17 protein-coding genes and 1 pseudogene are annotated in these 19,086 nt (G+C 57.0%); 10 read left to right on the forward strand and 8 right to left on the reverse strand.

Annotated elements, in window-relative coordinates:
* Window positions 1–28: 28 nt before the first annotated feature.
* A complete protein-coding gene (locus MQW79_RS00395) occupies window positions 29–199 on the reverse strand; it encodes a hypothetical protein (RefSeq protein ID WP_476586160.1) in 171 nt (56 codons plus the stop codon).
* Between the two features lie 97 nt (window positions 200–296).
* Here MQW79_RS00395 and MQW79_RS00400 point away from each other — a divergent pair, with 97 nt between their 5' ends.
* The 3 genes and pseudogenes from MQW79_RS00400 (at window position 297) to MQW79_RS00410 (ending at window position 1,638) form a co-directional block, all read left to right on the forward strand.
* Window positions 297–578: a hypothetical protein gene (locus MQW79_RS00400; RefSeq protein ID WP_476586161.1), complete on the forward strand. Its 282-nt coding sequence runs from the start codon at window positions 297–299 to the stop codon at window positions 576–578.
* On the forward strand, window positions 578–883 hold the full coding sequence (locus MQW79_RS00405) for a hypothetical protein (RefSeq protein WP_476586162.1): 306 nt from the start codon (window positions 578–580) through the stop codon (window positions 881–883). The genes MQW79_RS00400 and MQW79_RS00405 overlap by 1 nt, the downstream gene beginning before the upstream one ends.
* Window positions 884–886: 3 nt before the next feature.
* A pseudogene (locus MQW79_RS00410) lies at window positions 887–1,638 on the forward strand (SOS response-associated peptidase).
* A gap of 14 nt (window positions 1,639–1,652) precedes the next feature.
* Here the strand turns inward: MQW79_RS00410 and MQW79_RS00415 are convergent.
* The 3 genes from MQW79_RS00415 to MQW79_RS00425 form a co-directional block, all read right to left on the reverse strand.
* A complete protein-coding gene (locus MQW79_RS00415; RefSeq protein WP_476586163.1) occupies window positions 1,653–2,237 on the reverse strand; it encodes a hypothetical protein in 585 nt (194 codons plus the stop codon).
* Window positions 2,238–2,239: 2 nt separating this feature from the next.
* Window positions 2,240–2,434: a hypothetical protein gene (locus MQW79_RS00420; RefSeq protein ID WP_476586164.1), complete on the reverse strand. Its 195-nt coding sequence runs from the start codon at window positions 2,432–2,434 to the stop codon at window positions 2,240–2,242.
* 205 nt (window positions 2,435–2,639) lie between these two features.
* Window positions 2,640–2,786 (reverse strand): hypothetical protein, encoded by a 147-nt coding sequence (locus MQW79_RS00425; protein WP_476586165.1) that lies wholly within the window; start codon window positions 2,784–2,786, stop codon window positions 2,640–2,642.
* Between the two features lie 44 nt (window positions 2,787–2,830).
* Between MQW79_RS00425 and dcm the strand changes: the two genes are divergently transcribed.
* From dcm to MQW79_RS00455, 6 genes are all read left to right on the forward strand, one after another.
* Window positions 2,831–3,901, forward strand: coding sequence for a DNA (cytosine-5-)-methyltransferase (gene dcm / locus MQW79_RS00430; protein ID WP_476586166.1), 1,071 nt, complete (start codon window positions 2,831–2,833; stop codon window positions 3,899–3,901).
* Window positions 3,902–3,926: 25 nt separating this feature from the next.
* Window positions 3,927–4,343, forward strand: coding sequence for a very short patch repair endonuclease (locus MQW79_RS00435; protein WP_476586167.1), 417 nt, complete (start codon window positions 3,927–3,929; stop codon window positions 4,341–4,343).
* A 42-nt stretch (window positions 4,344–4,385) separates the two neighbouring features.
* On the forward strand, window positions 4,386–6,032 hold the full coding sequence (locus MQW79_RS00440; protein WP_476586168.1) for an ATP-binding protein: 1,647 nt from the start codon (window positions 4,386–4,388) through the stop codon (window positions 6,030–6,032).
* 94 nt (window positions 6,033–6,126) lie between these two features.
* Window positions 6,127–6,873 (forward strand): HNH endonuclease, encoded by a 747-nt coding sequence (locus MQW79_RS00445; RefSeq protein WP_476586169.1) that lies wholly within the window; start codon window positions 6,127–6,129, stop codon window positions 6,871–6,873.
* 272 nt (window positions 6,874–7,145) lie between these two features.
* Window positions 7,146–8,696, forward strand: coding sequence for a DEAD/DEAH box helicase (locus MQW79_RS00450; protein ID WP_476586170.1), 1,551 nt, complete (start codon window positions 7,146–7,148; stop codon window positions 8,694–8,696).
* Complete coding sequence (locus MQW79_RS00455; protein ID WP_476586171.1) at window positions 8,693–9,130, forward strand: EcoRII N-terminal effector-binding domain-containing protein; 438 nt, start codon at window positions 8,693–8,695, stop codon at window positions 9,128–9,130. The genes MQW79_RS00450 and MQW79_RS00455 overlap by 4 nt, the downstream gene beginning before the upstream one ends.
* A 10-nt stretch (window positions 9,131–9,140) precedes the next feature.
* Here MQW79_RS00455 and MQW79_RS00460 read toward each other — a convergent pair whose 3' ends face one another.
* The 3 genes from MQW79_RS00460 to MQW79_RS00470 all read right to left on the reverse strand — a co-directional run bounded on the left by MQW79_RS00460 (window position 9,141) and on the right by MQW79_RS00470 (window position 14,500).
* Entirely contained in the window at window positions 9,141–11,252 is a 2,112-nt protein-coding gene (locus MQW79_RS00460; protein ID WP_476586172.1) for an AIPR family protein, read from the reverse strand.
* A gap of 515 nt (window positions 11,253–11,767) precedes the next feature.
* Window positions 11,768–13,228 (reverse strand): competence protein CoiA family protein, encoded by a 1,461-nt coding sequence (locus MQW79_RS00465; RefSeq protein ID WP_476586173.1) that lies wholly within the window; start codon window positions 13,226–13,228, stop codon window positions 11,768–11,770.
* Window positions 13,229–13,270: 42 nt separating this feature from the next.
* Window positions 13,271–14,500 carry an AAA family ATPase gene (locus tag MQW79_RS00470; protein ID WP_476586174.1) on the reverse strand — a complete coding sequence of 410 codons (1,230 nt, stop codon included), beginning with the start codon at window positions 14,498–14,500 and terminating at the stop codon, window positions 13,271–13,273.
* Window positions 14,501–15,364: 864 nt separating this feature from the next.
* Between MQW79_RS00470 and mobV the strand changes: the two genes are divergently transcribed.
* Window positions 15,365–17,089 (forward strand): MobV family relaxase, encoded by a 1,725-nt coding sequence (mobV, locus tag MQW79_RS00475; RefSeq protein ID WP_476586176.1) that lies wholly within the window; start codon window positions 15,365–15,367, stop codon window positions 17,087–17,089.
* Between the two features lie 67 nt (window positions 17,090–17,156).
* Here mobV and MQW79_RS00480 read toward each other — a convergent pair whose 3' ends face one another.
* Window positions 17,157–19,082 (reverse strand): DUF6538 domain-containing protein, encoded by a 1,926-nt coding sequence (locus MQW79_RS00480; protein WP_476586177.1) that lies wholly within the window; start codon window positions 19,080–19,082, stop codon window positions 17,157–17,159.
* Between the last annotated feature and the right edge of the window lie 4 nt (window positions 19,083–19,086).

The raw sequence follows: 19,086 nt of genomic DNA on the forward strand, positions 1-19,086 counted from the left end.
ATCGTATTCCTGTTTTGTTCACAAGCGATCAACGCCGAACCAGTATTGCCATCGCCGCGAAGCCAACCGCGAGGACCAGACCGACCAGGGCCAGCTGCGGATCAAAGGTGTTCCCCGATAGCGGTGCCATAACCAGGGTGGACACGGAAGCCACCGCCAGCCCTGCCAGAACCTGCACCAGAACTCTCTTTGCCTTCATCGCCAATCTCCTTGCCTCGTTAGGAGCAAGGATAAGCGGGCGTGACGAGGCGGGGATTAATTGCTTAGTGTCATGCTGGGAGTTTGGAGACGGGACCATGAAAGCCTATGTCGACCGACTGAGCTCGACCCTGATCGAGCAGTACAAGCTCTATGTGGAAACTTTCATGGTCGACCTCTGGAGCGACCATGGTTTCATCGAGTTCCGGGTGGGCTTCGCCTTGCGCTCCGATCACAAGCTGCGCAGCGAGGTCTTCAAAATCGAGGCCACCGAGGCCATCAATGACGTTGAACGCAGGGCCGTCATCGCCGCCCTGTTCATGGAAATCGAGGACTATATCGACGAGGCGATTGCCGGCCAGCTCGAGGCGATGAACTGATGGTGCGCGTGCCCAATACCATTTCCTTCCGGGCTCTCGGCCTCGACCCAGACGACGACATTGCTCCCGATCCGCCCCTCCACGCCATGTCGGACGGGGAAGTCGGTGACTTCATCAGGCGCTGCGGCGCCGCCCTCCGGTCTCATGGCAGGGACTTTCAGGCTGGGCACGATAAGGACAATGCCTTGGCCGCCTTTGAATCCACCTTAGCCCTTCTTCTCGAGGTCCGAGACATCTATCCCACCAGGCGCGCCGATATCGACCGCCTCCTCATCGCCAACGGCTACCCGGCTCCGGAGAACTAGTGCATGTGCAACCTCTATTCCGTCACCACCAACGTCGAGGCCATTCGCGCCTGGATTCGGGACGTGAAGGTGGACATGGAGCGCGTCGGCAATATGCCCCCGCAGACCGGCATATTTCCGGACTATCTCGCACCCATCGTCAGGAATTTCAGGGATCAGCGGGAGCTGACCCGCGTGCGTTGGGGCATGCCATCCTCTTCTTTCGCTCTCTTCGAGGCCGCCAAGAAACGCGCCCAGAAGCTTGAGCAGAAGCGTGGCGCGCCACTGAGCAAGGAGGAGTTCGACGACCTATTACAGCATGAGCCGGATAGTGGCACGACCAATGTGCGCAACACCTCGAGCAGCACTGGCAGCGCTGGCTGGCACCCGAATACCGCTGCGCCGTGCCGTTCACCAGTTTCTCAGAGTTCAACCGGACCGAAGGGGGCGACATCTGGTTTGCTTTTGACGACACGCGACCTCTCGCCTTCTTCGCAGGGATCTGGGCGCCAGAATGGAAGTCAGTCCGCAAGATCAAAGAAGGCATGGTGACGACCGACCTCTTTGCCTTCCTTACCTCCGAGCCCAATGCCGAGGTCAAGGCCATCCATCCCAAGGCCATGCCCGTCATCCTGACTACGCCCGAGGAGGTCGAAACCTGGATGACCGCGCCTTGGGAAGAGGCCAAGTTGCTTCAGCGCCCGCTCCCGGATGGCACACTCAAAATCGTTGCCCGTGGCGCCAAGGAAGATCCGTCACCCTCCAAAACGGAGTAGCGTCGTCCGGCAACTCAGTCGCCCTTGACGATCTGCAGCTTGGTTCCGGCCAGAGCCGCGCCACGCGGCCGCAGACGAAGCGGCTCGGGTGGCTTCTCTTGTATGGGCGCCGGCGCCGATGGCGGATGGGGGACTTGCCACTCGATCGCAACGCTGGACGTCCCGCAACTGGGGCATTTGCTCCGGGATTTGAGCCGCAGCAACGGAAACTGATCACCTAGCGCTACGACCAGAGTGGCAATATCCAGAGCCACGGTCCCTGGACAACTTTCGGCGGACTTGAGAGCCGCATAGCGACGCTGGCACGTCAGGTAAGCTTGCCACTTGCCTTCCTGAGCATCGCCTAGCGTCGCCCAGGATTCAACGGACGTCTCGAAGACCTGGACGCTGCAATCCGGGCCGCCGTAAATGGCGGCCAGATTGCAGCCCGAGGAAGCCGCGATCTTCCGTGCGCAATCGGCCAGGGTGGTCTCGGTTCCGAAACGCCGCACCATGTGCCAACGGTCAAGCACCACGCCGCGGCGGCATCGAAAGCACTCTATACGAAACTCCCGGGGTTTATAGGTGCCCAGCGTCTGGATGCGTGGATCGAAGGCCATCGCTACTGCTCGATCGTCAGCTCGTCTTTGCCGGGCACGATCAGCAGGCGAAATGGCGAGGACAACCGGCACCGGTCATACTCGGGAGCGAACTCGGCAAACCGAAATCCGAGCGAATGCATCGCCAGAGCCTCCTCGATCGTGAGCTTCAGGTCCCTTTGTTGGCGGCCGTTGAGGCGAGTGGTGAACGTCGCCATGGCATGACTCCTATGAGATATTGTTCACTTTATGTTCTCAACCTCTTGAGATGAAGGAGTCAAGGTGGCGTCCATTAATTCCGCACCAAGACGGTGAGCAGACCGGCCGCTCTCGGTAAATCGCGATTGCCGCCTGAATGGCAGTCGAGTTCGCAACAGGAGCAGGTGACGTACCCGCCTCCGCCCCAACGGGTACTGCTTAGAGTCATTTGTCGTGCGGGCGGCCAAGGCAGTCGAGAAGGGCGAAACTTTTGCGCTGGGTATCGATATCAGTTCGAAACCCCTGCTCAGGGGTCAGCCCATCTCGACTTTCTTCGCCGTGTGATTCATTTTGGTGGAATTGCTTCGCCATCACTTTGTTTCCCCCCTGAAAGCACACCGTCCATGGAGAGAGTTTTGAGCCAAAGGGGAGCGTTCACCTTTATCGACCTTTTCGCGGGCATTGGCGGGCTCCGTTTGGGGTTCGAGGCAATCGGGGGACGTTGTGTTTTCACCAGTGAGTGGAACAAGTTCTCCAGGGAGACTTACCGCGCGAATTTTGGAGATGATGATCATTCAATAGATGGCGACATTACCAAAATATCCGAGAAAGATGTTCCGGCTCATGACGTTCTGTTAGCAGGCTTCCCGTGCCAGCCATTCAGTATTGCTGGGGTTTCAAAAAAGAATTCTTTAGGTCGCGCTCATGGTTTTCTTGATGAAACGCAAGGTACATTGTTTTTTGATGTGGTAAGGATCCTTGCCTTTCACCGGCCAAAGGCATTTTTACTTGAAAACGTGAAAAACCTATTGTCACATGACAAAGGTAATACGATGCGCGTCATTCTCCATGCCTTGGACGAGTTGGGGTATGCGGTCGATCATCGGGTGATAGATGCCCGCTCCTGGGTGCCGCAACATCGCGAACGGATATTCATAGCCGGTTTTCGTCGCGATCTTCCTACCAGCTTCACTTTGAACGACATTCGTATCCCGGATGCATCCCCTCGGTTGTCGTCAATTCTTCATCCGGAAGATGGCAGCGAGAGACCGGAGCCACCCTTTACCGAAGGCCCCGTAGGAAAGGTGTCATCACGCTACACCCTTACGCCAAGACTCTGGGAATACCTTCAGAACTATGCCGCGAAGCACAAGGCTGCGGGCAATGGGTTTGGATTCGGGCTTTTCGGCCCTGAAGGCGTGGCAAGGACTTTGTCGGCCCGATACTACAAGGATGGATCGGAAATCCTCATTGCTCAGCCTGGTGGCATTCCGAGAAGGCTCACACCAAGGGAATGCGCCAGGCTGATGGGTTTTGACAGGCTGGGCTCAAATCGACCTTGGGCCATCCCTGTTTCGGACACCCAAGCGTACCGCCAATTCGGCAACGCTGTCGCAGCTCCTGTGGCAATCGCCATCGCTGAAGCCATGGCCCCATGGATTACCAGCAAGGTTTCGCTTATGGCCGGGGCGCACAGGGTTGCCTGAGGGGCAAGCCTTCAGCCGGTCAGAAATGATGTCCCGGATCGGTCCGAAGGACACGAAGCCTGAACTTGTGGTTCGAAGCGGACTTCATGCGGCCGGCATCCGCTTCAGACTTCACCGTAGTGACCTGCCAGGACGACCGGATCTTGTTCTGCCAAAGTATCGGGCCGTGATATTTGTGCACGGATGTTACTGGCATCGCCATGATGGATGCGCAAATTTTAGGCTTCCGAAGACGAATACCGAGTTCTGGCGACACAAGATTAACAGGAACGTAGAACGGGATCGCCAAGCGATCGTGGAGCTCAAAAAGCTAGGGTGGCGGGTACTTATCGTCTGGGAGTGTGAGACGAGAAAGTCAACGCCGACAAACCTGATCGATAAGATCATGGGATGGATGGCTGGGCCATTGGAAGAGGCGGAAATTCCGCAACCGTTGGTTTAGTCATTCGGATTTTTTATACGACTAGGTCGCAGGGGGGCACCAATGACAGAGATGATCACTGACCAGGACATGATCAACGATCCGAATGCAGCAAGGCTCATCTATGGCTTGCGGGACACGGGTTACAACGTTCGTACAGCTGCCGCGGATATTATAGACAATTCAATTGCTGCCGGCGCCAACACAATAAACATCACCATCGAACTACTTCATGATGGACGGAAACTCGTCCACTTTGGCGACGACGGACATGGCATGGATACGGCCGAGGTCCGTAACGCTATGCGTTACGGTGCGGATCGGAGAAAGGACGCCAAGAGCCTAGGGAAATTTGGCCTCGGCCTGAAGACCGCTTCAAGTTCTGTCTGCAAGCGTTATAGCGTCTTGTCGAGGAAGGCAGCCGATGAGCCAATCTCAAAATTGACTTGGGACTTGGATCACGTTGAACGCCAGAATGCGTGGGAAATGCTCTCGGAGCCGATTTCAGCGGGCCAAAACGAAATATTCGACGAACTTTGTGGTGAATCGGGGACACTGGTCGTTTGGGAGAACTGCGACCGTCTTCTGTCAAAAGAATACACGCCGGGGGCGAAGGAACAAGCCGCCGTCAAACGCTTGGCAGAGGCTCTGAGCAAACACATCGCGCTTGTCTTCCATCGTTTTCTTGACGCCAACGACAGCCGGGAGAGGACTGTTGTAATCAACGTCAATGGATCTCCCGTCAAACCGTGGAATCCTTTCTATCCCGAGAAGTCAGATCAGGTACTGGCTCCCAATAAGCAAACAGTCACGGTGGAACTATTCGATGGAACTGAGGAGGTAGCGCAGATGAAAGCGTGGATACTTCCTCACCGTCGTGACATGACAAAGGAAGAAGAGGCTGAATACGCGCGCATCTCAAACAGAGCGCAAGGATTTTACGTGTATCGGGAAGGGCGGCTAATCCAAGACGGCGGCTGGATGGAGGTGTTTGGCGCACCTGAGCCACATACTTCGCTTCTTCGTATCGAGTTTGACTTCGGCCATAAGTTGGACGAGGCGTTTCGGATTGACGTAAAAAAATCACGTATCCTGTTCCATCCGGATCTGGAAGACGGCCTCAGAAAGCTGCTTCAACCGGTTTATCGCGAGGCCGGACAGCGCTATCGCCGTCAAAGCCGCGAACAGGCAAACAAGGATGGAACGGTCGACCACAGCAGCGCGAACAAAAATATCGCGGCGACCGGCAACACGGCGAAGCCACACGTGACAGGCGCCGATGTGAACTCGCAAACAGCTGAGATCAATAATAATCGCGGTCAAAAAATCCGCATCAAGGCGCCGGTCCAAAACTATGTAAGCGCGGACAGCATCCACGTGGAGGCTGTAACCAGCATAACAAATGGTCACCTCTGGGAATTCGCATACCGCAGTACGGGCAGTGACGAGCATGTGCCCGGTGTTCTGCTGAACAAGCACCACGACTTTTATCAGAAGATATATCAGCGGGCAGCTGCCAATGGCTATGCGGTGGAGGGTATGGACCTGCTTCTATATGCCTTTGCAATGGCTGAGCAGAACAATACAGACCCGGAACTCGAACCGGTCTTTGAGGACATCCGGGAGGAGATATCGGCTAACCTTCGAAAACTCCTACGCAATGTTCCAGATCCAGAGCCTGCAGAGTTGACCGACGACGAAGACCTGTGAGGCCGGCGTGATAGCAGCTTGGCAGGATATCGTTCGAAAGGAAATTGAAGCGGGTACCGGCGCTCTGATCGGCATGGCTGTGGATCCGCGGGGCATGCGCACAGCCCTGCGAATCTGGTTTGCGGACCTTGATGAGCGTCGTGGTCCGGTTGTGGAATTGAAGCCGCACGGCCTCAAGGGCTACCGGGCAACTCTCGGCTTTGGCACCTTTGCGGGGGAGGTTGTACGCCAGATACAGCGCGCCGGTGAAGAGGACGTGCAGCTTGCTCAGGCTCTGGTGGATTCACTTGCTCCAGACGTTGAGCTCGATCTCTTTGGTCAGGAGCGCAGCCAATGGCGCGTGCACTCAGGCAACTTCCGGCTCACCGCGACATTGAGAAAGACCACCGAGTCGTCTGATGAGGCGGTTGCTCGCGTCAGCCGAGATGTGGTGGTTCCCTTGATGGCTGCCATGGCCGAACTCATCGGATACGATCTCGTTGAGGAGGACGAGGAAGCTTCTGGCTCGGAAGAGGGCGCTATTCTGCTTGCAACCGTTCGGCGCAGAGAGAGAAATCCTCGCAACCGCCTTCTGTGCATCCGTTTGCATGGAGAGCGGTGCCTATGCTGCGGTATGGAGCCCCGGAAGATATACGGAGACGCTGGCGACATTTTGGAAGTGCACCACTTGGAAGCGTTATCGCTGTTGGCCGTGCCACGGCCGTATGATCCGGCCAAAGATCTTGCCCCGCTCTGCCCAAATTGTCATCGCGCAGTACACACTCGGAGACCTGCTCCTCTCGATCTCGACGACCTACGAACTTTCATGGAAGCTGCCCGAAACCATTATGGAATGCGGTAATGGACTTGAGCCAACTTCCTCGCGATTTCGCCGCTTTGATTGGGAACCCGCCAGAGGGCATGGAGGTCTCGGAACGGGTGCTTGATCCCGTAATTGTACTATCCAGGTCCCAAAACCGGATAGTTGCTCAACTGGCTGGGCGTAGAGTCGTCCGGGGCCAGGCGCACCTGCTCACGGCTCCGTCCCTCACGCACTCTTGGGTCGCGGACGGCACGATCATTCGTCCTCTGCCTGGGGATGTTGTCGATCTCGTCGCGGGCGTACTTAAGGGCTTGGATACAGACGATCTGTCCTATTCTGTTGCAATAAGTCTTATTCGCGAGGCCCCCGACGATTTGGGGATCGAAGCTTCTCCAGAGTTGCTGCATGCCGGTCGCATAGCCGCAGACCAACTTCCGCCCAGCATTGCTGTCGACGGACTGCTAGCGGACCTTTTCCCATATCAGGCTCGTGGCGTGCAGTGGATGTGGGAAACCTCAAATCGTACAGGTGGGCTGATCCTTGCGGATGAGATGGGACTTGGAAAGACGCTCCAGATCATAGCTTTGCTTATGATGGATCCGCCGATAAAAGACGCTCCCGCACTGATCATTTGTCCGACCAGCCTGATCGCAAACTGGGTGCGCGAGATTCAACGCTTTGCTCCGTCTCTAAGCATCATGGTTCACCGGGGTAGCCACAGAGCGGGAATTTACCGAAACCTCCAAGTCGCCCAAGTAATTATCACCACCTACGACACGATGGTGAACGACATCGGCCTGATATCGTCTATCGAATGGTCTTGGGTGATCTGCGACGAAGCACAGGCTATTAAGAACCCCCATTCAAATCGCCGAATGGCTGTTGCGACGATTCCGCGCCGCAAGACCATCCCCATGACCGGCACGCCGGTGGAGAACGGCCTTCTCGACCTTTGGTCACTAGTTGATTTCGCGATTCCTGGAATGCTCGGTGATAGGACGGTGTTTGAAGTCGAATTTCCCGACACCGTGGAGGCTGCGCAGTCGCTGGGTCGACTGACAGATCCGGTCATCCTCAAGAGACGCGTCATGGATGTGGCAGCGGATTTGCCTGAGCGTATTGATATAGACATCCCACTTGAGCTCGAAGACGGCCTTGCCCGTCAGTACGACGCCGTTCGGGAGTCGACACTGGCAAAGTACCCTGTCGCAGGCGCGCTAGTAGCCACTCTTCAGCTACAGCTGTTTTGCGCTCACCCTTGGCTCAGAGCTCCGAAACTGGAAAGTGGGACTTGGGATGATGCTGCCTTGGAAGATCTGGAAGGAATTCCGCTGATCACGCCTAAGCTCGAACGGCTCACCGAGCTTCTTCGTGAAGCATTCCGGAACCAACGAAAAGTTCTTGTATTTTCGCTGTTCAATCGTGTCGGCGATTTGGTGAAAAAGGCAAGCGATGGGCTTGCGGGAACTTGGTGGGGGGCCATCAACGGTTCAACTCCATCCTTGGACAGGCAGCCGATCGTGGACGAGTTCTCCACCCATGATGGTCCGGCGTGTTTGATTTTGAATCCAAAAGCGGCCGGGGCCGGTCTCAATATCACTGCCGCGACGGTCGTCATACATTTCACGCCAGTGTGGAACCCTGCAGTAGAGGCGCAAGCCAGCGCACGGGCGCACCGTCGCGGTCAGACAGAGCCTGTCTCAGTCTACCGGCTATTCTACAAGGATACCGTGGAGGAGGTAATGATAGATCGGTCCTCTTGGAAATCGGACTTGGCCAACGAGACCGTGCCAGTTTCATCTCGCGATGAAGATGACTTGCGTCGTGCCCTCCAAATTTCGCCGATGAGGCCAACAAAATGAAGAAATTTGTCAAATCGTTGAGCGCCAACGATGTCGGTAGTACCGGGGCCCATATGGCAGGCATTCTGGTTCCCAAATCAGATGGCGAGCTTCTGGCGTTTCTTCCGCAACTGGATCCTAAGCAGCTGAATCCTTCGGCTTGGATAGATTGCGTGGCCCCTGATGGCACGGAGTTGAGGTTGCGATTTGTCTACTACAACAACCGTCATCACACTCCTGGGGGTACGCGAAATGAATACCGCATTACTCATCTTACAGGGTTCCTTCGCGATGCCGGCGCAAAGGAAGGCCAATTCTTTGAAATCTCCCAAGAAGAGGGATCCTCTACCTACCAAATTCGAGTGATCAATGGGCGAAATGACATCGTGAGTTCCGTAGATGCGGACGGTCCAGTTCGCATCAAACTGACCTCAGGCTGGAGACGATTGCACTAAATCCCGGCGATCAGTGGCTTCTTGCCCCAGAGATGCGAATGCGTGGGGTTTCTTCGTCATCAACATATCCCTCAGCGCGCGCACGCTCCAAGATCGCGACGGCAAGTACGCATTGACGTTCTGACGGGAGTCTACGCCCAAGCTGGCTGCAGGCTTTCAATATGCCATCATCCTTCATCGAGAAGGAGCGGTTCGGGGCAGTCCATAGCCGGAGACGCCCCCAAAACTCTGCGCCTAACTCAATGACCGTCGTTTGCGCTTCGATCCCTGAAATCATGGCCTCTTCGCGCTTTCCGTCGCGCTGGGCCGCCCTTGCTTCCTCAGCATCGATCAACTGATCACTCAGAGCGCCGCCATAGATAGCTTCGGACCTCATCAGGCTGCTCCAGCAGGCCTGCTTCTTCGCCCACTCCGTGATGTTGCGGATTCCGCTCTCTGGCGTGGTAATGACTTCTGTCGCTTTCTCACAAGCGATCAGAAGGCACTGCAGCATCTCTTCGGGGACAATCTGATTTGTCCAAACCAAATCAAGGTTCAGCACTTTGTCCATCTGTTCCGCGTCATGGACCAACTTGGAAATACCGTACGCCACTATGTTCGCTCTGTAGCCCCCAGGATACCAGTCCTGCTTGGGAACGGCCTTCTCCAAGGTCCGAAATATGATCAGCTTTGCTATCAGGCGCTTATACCAAGTCTCGTCGTAGCGGGTTTCGGTCGTCGACCAGGAAGAACCAATTTCAGCAGCAAACGCAGCAAAATTTTTCTGGGCGCCTTTGCTGACGATGTCCGGCCGCTGCCGAAAAGTGAACTCGACCTTTGCAAGATCAGTCTTGAGAAAGAGCTGCGATTTTGGATGCTCCGTATCGAAACGGCGTCGTTCCGATCCCCCGCGTTTTGATCGCTCCACCAAATACTGGCCGCGGGCACGCTCGTAGAACCACATGGATTGTCGGCTGGCCCCCGAAGAAGGTGGAGCAAGTACGCGGCGTGAATATCCCTCTATGCGCAGGTGAAATGGATGGTTGGAAAAGAAGTCCGCAGCGCTAACTTTGTTCTGGCTATTGGCGTATTTCGAAATATTCGGCACCACCTCCTCGGATCGACTGGGTGGGACAATTGTCAATTTGATCTGGACGTTCACACGATCCAAAGTCTCTGGGCTTGATCGCAGCGCTGCATGCAAAGATGCAGTTGTCTGTCCGCCGTTTACGATCTGCAAGTTGCGGGCAGACAGAATTTCCAAGCTCGATCCGGTCTCTCGGGTCTCCAAGCTGTCGGCGGTGGCAGAAAGTCCGTTGTTGTAGCTAAAGAACATTTCGGGATCGTCGCGGATCGTGTCCCGAATACCGGCATTAACCGACCGCCTGCTTGCCTGAATAAAGCTGCGGACATTGGACTCGAGAAGCCTGGCGCCCCATGTGTCATAGATTTGGGCCAGCTGCTTGCCTCTGATAACTGCCAAATACGATGGGAATTCGGACTCATTAGATGAAGCTGCCAATGCTGGCAGACCTGCGCCAAAATCCTGCTCAAAGTCCACGAGGATCTTTTCTTTTGAGCCCGTGGTCTCGACCCTATGGAAACGAGCCAAGTCCCAAATGTTGTATGTGACTGGCGTCTCGCCAATTTTCCCTGCGAGTTTTGCGTCGGTGCGGGCGCTGTAAATCCCATTGGTGACGAGGATCAGCTTGACTTTTGTGACCGATGGCCAAGCTTCCGCAATCATTGTCGCAGTACCGAATTCCGGTGTGCCTAGGCCAAGGGTATCTCTGAAATCTCGCCGCTTCGAGGCAATCACGAAATTTATGAGATGACCGAAGATCTTTTTTACGTCAGCCGCATTGAGGGTCTCAGGCTCGAGTTCGTTGTGCAGTTCGCATGCGATAACGCTCAGAATTCCTTCCGATTCTCTCGGGTCACCGCCGTGGCCGTCTAGCCTAAGTGTCTTGCCGGCGGCGCTATCCCTCCAACTGCATCGATCTGCTGTCTCGAGTTCTCCCTCGGCCTCCAAGGTGGAGCATAGGCGCTCAAAGGCGACATCATCCAAAGGCAATTCGGAGATCCTGCTCTCCTCGCGTAGTTCAGCAAGCAAATCGCTGTTGTATTCAATCAGCTGTTCCATCGTTCCCCATGCTCGATGAATCTAGACGCCGGTTGGAGAAGTTTGTCCGTGGCACTGACAAGATCGGCCTGTTGTCTGAAGCTGAGGCCGGCGTGTGAGCTCCTCCGATTCACACACCTCAATCCAACTTCGAATTTCATAAAGATTGGATAATTTCTACGCCCTGACAATAAATTACGAATTGTCTTAGCTCATGATTTTTTCATTCCGAGCTCAGTGTTCCGCTGTCGCACATTGAAATCCACTGGCGCTTGCGACAAGCGGGGACGGGTGGGTGGACCTCTTCGGCTCAACCTCTGGCTCGGGTCTTCTTTCTTTTGCCGAGTGGCTGCCGGAACGGCATGTTTGAAGGGATCTCCGATCCCTTCCATCGTTGAGAAGGCCGGCTTGCCGGCCGCATCGGGGCGGTTACCCCGAGCCCTCTTCGGGTGAGCGGAGTAGCCGACACGATCTGCTTCTGGCTCTCGGATAAGCCAGAAGCAGAACACTTGCGGTGTGAGGGCTGAAGCAGAAGCTCAGGGCAGGCGTTGATGCGGCGCCGTACCGGCGGGTGCTTTGGCCAGCAGCCAGAATGCGAGCCAGGGATGCAGCGCCGAGATCATGTGGCGATGATAGGCGTGAAACGGGTGCAGCTTGCCCGCAGAAGCCTTGAGCCTGACCATCTTCCCCCGCAGATCAGGACTGATCACAGCGGCCACCGCCGGCACGGCATCGGCAACATGCTCGACAAGCGGAACCCAGTGCTTGCCGGTGCGGGCAGCAATGATCGCCGCAGCACAAGCGGCCACCACCTTGCCAGCCACTGCCTTGTCCGGTCCGGTGGCATTGGTCTGCCGCTCGACCGCCTGGAGCCAGCGCAGCACATGGGGCAACTCATCTTGGATAGATTGCCGCAGGTCGCGCGCGCCGACCAACTTGGCCAAGGCGCTCCATTCTGCCGCGACGAGTTTGAGGTCCGCGCCAGAGGCAACGGAGCTGGCTACCTTCTCCGTGAGCCCCGGCGCCTTGGCCTGAAGCTGCTCGGCCAATGCCGCAGCATAGGCGCGCTGCCCTTCAGTGTGCCGCTGCGCCTCGGGCATGAGAATGACATTGGGACCAACCATGCGGCTGCGCCAGCGGTTATAGATGGCAAAGGGGTGCTGGACAGAAGGTTCGAGCGAGAGTTCCCGCAGGTGCAGAACGCTGGTTTCCTCGGATCGCTCATAACTCGCCGCATCGACGGCAAGGATCCGGCCACCAGCGGCCAGATAAAGGTCGCGGAAACTCTGGTTGTTGAGCAAGGCCAGCTCATGGGCGCTGGTCACCCAGAAGAGGTTGATCCCGGCTGCTCGGTATGCGGCAGTGCGCCGGGTGATGGTCGTGAGCGGCATGCGTGCAAGCTGCAGCTCGAAGGCGATCGGCTGACCCCGACGCGTGGTGAAGACATCCGGCTTGCGGTGCCCATCAGCGATCTTGATGAAATGCTTGTCGACGATTGGCTCCGAGAAGTCGGGATCACAGCGAATGCTGTCGGCAAGCAGATTTTTGAGCCGCCAATGGGGTTCGCCCTCCTGGTTGCCGCCGAACTGTCCGGCACCGACATCGCGCATTGCGTCAGGCGTGCGCCATTCGCAATGGGTGGGGGTGCCACCATAGTGCTTGAAGTAGGCTCCGCGACCATCGCCGGTGGAAGCGGTATGGCTCACCGCGAGATAGACCGGGCTGTTGCACTGGGCACACCGGAACAGGATGTTGCCCTCCCCACGCCCCTGGGCAATGGCGCGCCGAACGGCGGTGAGGTCGACAGCGGTGAGGCCATCGAGCAGCGCGTCGACCGGCAGGATGGCCGGCTCAGCGCCGCGCGCATCGAGGACCTTCTGAATGGCGCGGCGGGTCTTACGGTTCGCACCGGCAGCGGGGAGGGCGCTACGCTGCGCAACTGCGGTGTGGCCGGGGACGACTGCGGGGAGATTGGAGGTATTTTGAGTGGTCGTCATGATGAGAAACTTTCGATTTTTTGGTTTTTGCAAATTATTGGGTCAGTGCAGATGCGGACGGCGCATCGCTGCCTGAGCGGCATCCAGCGCCTTGTTGAGCTTGCGCAGGCTCTTGATCTGGCCCTTGGCACAGGCGCGGGTCAGTGCAGCAATAAGCTCGGGCTCGAGGTGACGCCGGTGGACTTCAGCCGCGGCCACGGCGGCCAGATCCTTTGGCGTCAGCGCCGGGATCTGGATGACTTTGCAACGGTCACGAACTGTCCGCGGCACCTTATCGAGGTCATTGGCGAGCAGGATCCAGTTGAGGAAGCGCAGGTCGAGATCGATCTGGAGGAAGTGCTCCCGCACCCTTCCGGCCGTCGTTGGCTCAAGAAACGGCAGCAGGGACTCTGCCGGGTTTTCCCGGGCGCCGCGGGTCATGTCGGCCAGCTTGTCGATCTCGTCAAAGGCCACGATCGCGTTGCCGACCTTATGCTGGATCAGCCCCCCGAAGATCGCGCTCGGCCTCGATGACCTGAAGGCCGAGTCACCACCAGTCAAATCGATGGTCGTCATCATGGTCGAGCCGTCCAAATGGATGATCGGCAGCCCAGTGGCTTCAGCCAACCGACGAACGATGGTGCTCTTGCCGAGGCCCGGAGGCGAGGCGACCAACATCGGCCGGAAGTGGAAGTAATTGGCGCCGCGCATCAGCGACAAATGGGAGCTGTCGCGCAGGGCTTGCAGGAACGGGGCGAATGCAGGTGCACGGGTGAAGAGCGCACTGATGACTTCGTCGATCGCGTGCTCGGTCGCCGGACCGACCAACTTCACTGGCACTTCTGCTTCGAGCCTGAGCTGAGCACGCTGCGGATGTTCGTCATCGCGGCCACCGCCATCGCTGATGGCGTCCTTGGTCGCCGGGTCAGTGAGCCGCAGATAGGTGACGTGGCCGGTGGTCAAGCACACGGTTTTGGGCTTGCCCATCTGGACATCGTTGATGGCACGATCGCGGCGATCCAGATCTTCAATGCTCAGCCCCTCGGGGTGCCGCCAAACCCAAGGATTGATCAGGTCCCTGCCGCCTTGATCGGCCATTGAGGATGGGTGCAGCACTTCCTCACCAAAGTCTTCCAGATCATCAATGACGAGCGGGTTATCGTCGCCCTGTTCCCGCGGCTTGAACATTGAAGGCGGGTTTGTGGTATCGGTGGTGTCGTCACCGGTTGTGTCAGGCTGCTTGTCCTCTGTGCCCGAGAGCGGCATTTTTTGGTTTTTTGCAATTTTCGTCATTTTGACCATCGTCAGGTCGAGCCAAGCAGTGGCGTTCAAAGACGCAAGAGCGGAGCTCGAGGAAAAACTGGATGCGCAGCAGCACTGCCTCGAGCCGTCAGCCTGAGATCAAGCAGCAAGAATGCGCGAGGAATGGAGCGGCTAAGCGCGCGCCTAAACCGGCCAGGCGCTGTGCATCGCACGGGCGCCAAGCGATCCAGTCGACCGATGGTCGCAATGATCGGGAAGAGAAGGGTTGCTGCGAATCTGGTCGCAGCCGTACATACGGTCAGCCATCTGGCTTCTCCTGTTAGAGCAGGGGATGGTCACCTGGTCAGGCCGTCAGTGTTGTTGGTAGCAACCTGGCGGCCGCCTTATTGGTGGCCATGAGTCCGGTTGGACTCGGTACCAAAGGTGACAGCGGTTTCAGGAATGTCACCACCCTTTCCCAAATATGGTTAACAACAACGTGGACACCGCGAGGAAAGTGTCGGCGCAGAGGCGCGTGCGTTGGTGGCCCGCGTGATTGTGATTGGAAATAGTTTTTCCAATAATCGCGATGGAAAGGACAATGTTATAACGCTCCGTTGTGGGTTAAATGTTATAACATGGAATTTATGTGACAAGTTTTACACAGGGTAATTTGTCGATTACCAGTAGGTTGTGCTTTGCTTCACGTTGAAGGCATGGATTTGTCTTGTTTGGGGTGAGGTTCACTCTGACAAGAACCTGGCTGAGCCAGGTGTACTCACTACACCAATTCCATTGGTTTCGTTCGGACCAGCACATCCGTGCTGGCCGTCCCCTGGGACGACACATCCGTGATCACCCAGGAAAGGTCTCGCGCGTCCGCGTCGAGACCTCGCCACTGGGAAAGGAAAGACGATGGCGGATAAACTCTTCACGGTCTTCAGGGCCGAAAAACTAAAGTCGCGTGAGATGATCGTTGGCAGCGCCGCTCACATGATGCGGTGGCGGCATGCGGCGAACGCCGACCCCGATCGGACCTCTCTCAACCGCATCATCATCGGCTCAAGCAACCCGCTTGCCGAAGTGGATGCTCTTCTCGAAGGTGCGTGGGCCAGGGCAGGGTCTGTGCTCGCTATCGAGGTGGTGATCAGCGCCTCGCATGAATGGTGGGGAACTGCCACTCCGGAAGATGTCGAAAACTGGGTCCGCGCAAACGTCAGGTTCCTCCGCGAGGCCTTCGGTGATGGAAACATCGCGCATCTGCAACTTCACATGGACGAGCGGACGCCGCACCTCACTGGCTTTGTCATTCCGCTGGTCAACGGCAGGCTCAATGCCAAAGCTTTTCTTGGTGGTCGTCAAAAGTTGCGTGAACTGCAGGACAAGGCCGCCGCCGCCGTGTCTGGTCTTGGTATCGAACGCGGGGTCAAGGGCTCCCAGGCGACCCACCAATCGCTGAAGAAGTTCTATGCGGCTTTGGACAACGAGGTGGAAACACCTGACCCTGAAATCTTGCCGATGATTGTGAATCTCGCCAAGCAGTCCAATCAGAACGCCAACGCTGCGAAGGAGGCGACGGCCAGGCTCCGGGCAATCGATCCAAGGGACGTGCTTCGCGCCGCTGGGCTTGAGCCGTCCAAGCGCGACAGGGCACGCTGGGTTGATGACGAGGAGCGCTTCGCCATCACCGTCACTGGCGCCAAGTGGTACGACCATCGAGCGGGCACAGGGAAGGGAGGTGCCATCGATCTTGTTCAGCACCTTCTTGGCTGCGACTTCGCAACGGCGCGCGCTTGGCTTGCCTCTCGCTTTGACGCGGGTCAGATCGTGGCAGACCAAGTGGCTTCAGTTGAACGCAAAGCCAAGGCAGCACTTGCCGTTACGAAGCTTGTCGAGTTCGTCCCGCCGACGCCTAGTCCGGAAAACTGGCCGAAGGCGAAGAAGTACCTCGTTGAAGCGCGGTCCTTGCCGGTACAGCTTGTCGATGCCAAGCACGAAAGCGGGGACATCTACGCGGATGAACGCGGAAACGCTGTGTTTCTTGCGCGCGACGGTCGGGGAAACCCGGTGGGAGCCGAAATCCGCGGCACGGACGCCACCCGGCCCTATAAGGGGCATGCGCTGGGCAGCCGGCGGGATCGCGGAGTGTTCTCGGTCGGCAATCCTAAAGCCAAAATCGTCGTGGTCGTGGAAAGCGCGATCGATGCCATGTCATACGCTCTTCTCAAGCTGTTTGGCGGAATGAAGGATGTCCTGAATACTACCTGGATCATTTCAACTGGAGGTGTCCGCAAGTCGCCGCCCGCCGGGACGGAGGACAAGCGCCTCCTGTGCGCCTATGACAATGATCAGGCCGGTAACGCGGCAGGGGTTTGGGGCGAGCGGCTGCGCCCGAGCGGATACAAGGACTGGAATGAGCAGCTCCAGGATATTGTCAGCTACCGTCGCGACCCAGTGAAAGCACGGATCGCTGCCGAGGCGGAACTCGCGGCGTTTGAGATCGCACACGAAACCTTCATTTCTTCCTTCCAAGAGGCTCATCCCGACGACGCAGGCGGCGTCGGGGTAGCTTTTGCAGAGGTTTATCCCTTCTACGAGGATTTGGAAGAGCCTGAGACGAACAGCCCGATATCCCCATAAAGCCTTGCCGCAAGGGGACGATCCCGCAAGTTGACCCTTTCCCTGGGATTACGTCACCAGCCACGCGCTAACCCGCAGCGCGTGGCTTCTTCTTGATTGCAGCTGACTTGCGGGCCGGAACCACCTGCTTGATCTGAACTGCCGCCACCGCAGCTTCGGTGAGTTCTGGCAGAAACTGCAGGGCTGCCAGTTTCACCGTGAGCGATGCCGGCTCTTTATAAATGCGGTCGGTGGTCCCCACATTTTCATGTCCGACGATATCTCTGGTGGTCTTGTCCTTGACCGTTTCAATGCGGTCGAGCGCCGTACAGATATAGTGACGGAAGCTGTGAAAGGTTTTGGCTGCGTCCTTTTCGACATGCGATGCGCCCAGCTTCAGCCTCACCGCCTTGGAAAAATGATAATGCAGTTTGTCACCCCAAGATGACTTGGTGCCCTTCTTAGGCTTCAGTTCGGGAAAGAGATCGGCTTCGCCGATTTTTCTCTGCATTTTGACATAGCGGTCGAAGCCAAGCCGAATAAGCACTGGGTGAATTGGTACCTTGCGTGTTGACGCCAGGGTTTTCAGTCCCCGGTTGCCATTCTCCACAACGACGAAATGATGAACATCCGCGTCAAGGACAACCTCTGCTACCTGCATGCCGGCGATCTCTTCCCGGCGCATGCCGGAATACGCGCTGATCAAGGGACACCAATACAGACCATCCCATACGATCACGTCGCCCGGGACATGCCGGCGAGTGGCAGAATAACAACCGCTCCATATAGAGTGGCTGAAAAGCAACTCAATGTCCGCGGCCGTGTAGCCAGGTCGTTGTTCGTGAGCGCGGACCAGTTTAGGCAGGCGGAAGCCCCCAATAATCAAGTCAGGCAGGCCTTCAATGCCGGCCATTTTGGCTTGCCGCATTAGCTTGGTCAGATAGCTTAGGTTGCGGTTGACGGTTGAGGCACATAGGCCAACCTCCTTTTTCTCGAGGAAGGCCGCCTTGGCCATCATCTCTTCAGCCGTCAGCGCGTTGTATTTCGGCGCCTTATGATTTTTTGGAATGAGGGAGAGGCACTCGACATAGCGCTTGATGTCGCTTTGTTTCAAGTCCTGGAAGTGCGCCTTACCTATCGCCCAGACGAACTGCGTCACCACCGTCAGCTTCTGATCAAGGGTGTTAGACCTTAGCTTCGTGTTGACCCGCTCGTACGCCACAGTCTCCTCTGTGAATTTGATGATGTCAGTCTTTGCCGATACTGCAGGTTGTGCAGCTGGTTCAGGCCCCACCTGAACGCTCGAAGTTATTGGTGATGCCGACACTGGTTCAGCGAGCTTGTCGATCGCTAGTTCAAGGCGCTCTGCCAAGGCTTCCAGATCTGTTAGCGAGACGCCTGGGTGGGAGTTCTTTTTTGCAGAAGAAGCGTTAGCCGCGGCATAGGCCCTTAGCGTGAGCGAGCGGGCCTGAGCCACATCCGCCGGGGCGATACCCGCGGTGGGGAAGAGCTCGGCCAGGTCGCGTTTGATCCTGAGGGCCCTTCCGTCTGACCAGAAGTCCTCGCGATATGTCTCGATGGACTGGCGCGCCAACCGAAGTACTTCGTCGGCATCGGGATCGTCTTCGATAAAAGACGGCTCAATTTCGCCGGTGCGCCCCCGGAGTGCCAGCGTATTGAACGCAAGGGCAGTAGCTTTGCTGGCTTTGATCTCTGACTTCCAGTCTCTCGGACTATCGAGTCCGACAATATGAACGAGCTCCAGCTTTGCACGATGTTCGGCGAACTTGTGCCGGATAAAGACTTCTGACTGCTCTGGTGTCATTCCACCCTCACGCAATACTGCAAACGCGCGATCGCTATCGATCGCAAGCAAAGAGCATAGGCGACGGGCAACCCGCTCGTCTTTGGTGCCGAGGCTGAATTCCACGTACATTTTGGCGGGACTTGGCAGGCGCCGACGCCAATAGAAAATGGCGCCGCGACGGATGCAGAACGGCAGGCGGGTACCCATGCTG

It is taken from the genome of Devosia sp. Micro-HW1, assembly GCF_056341075.1.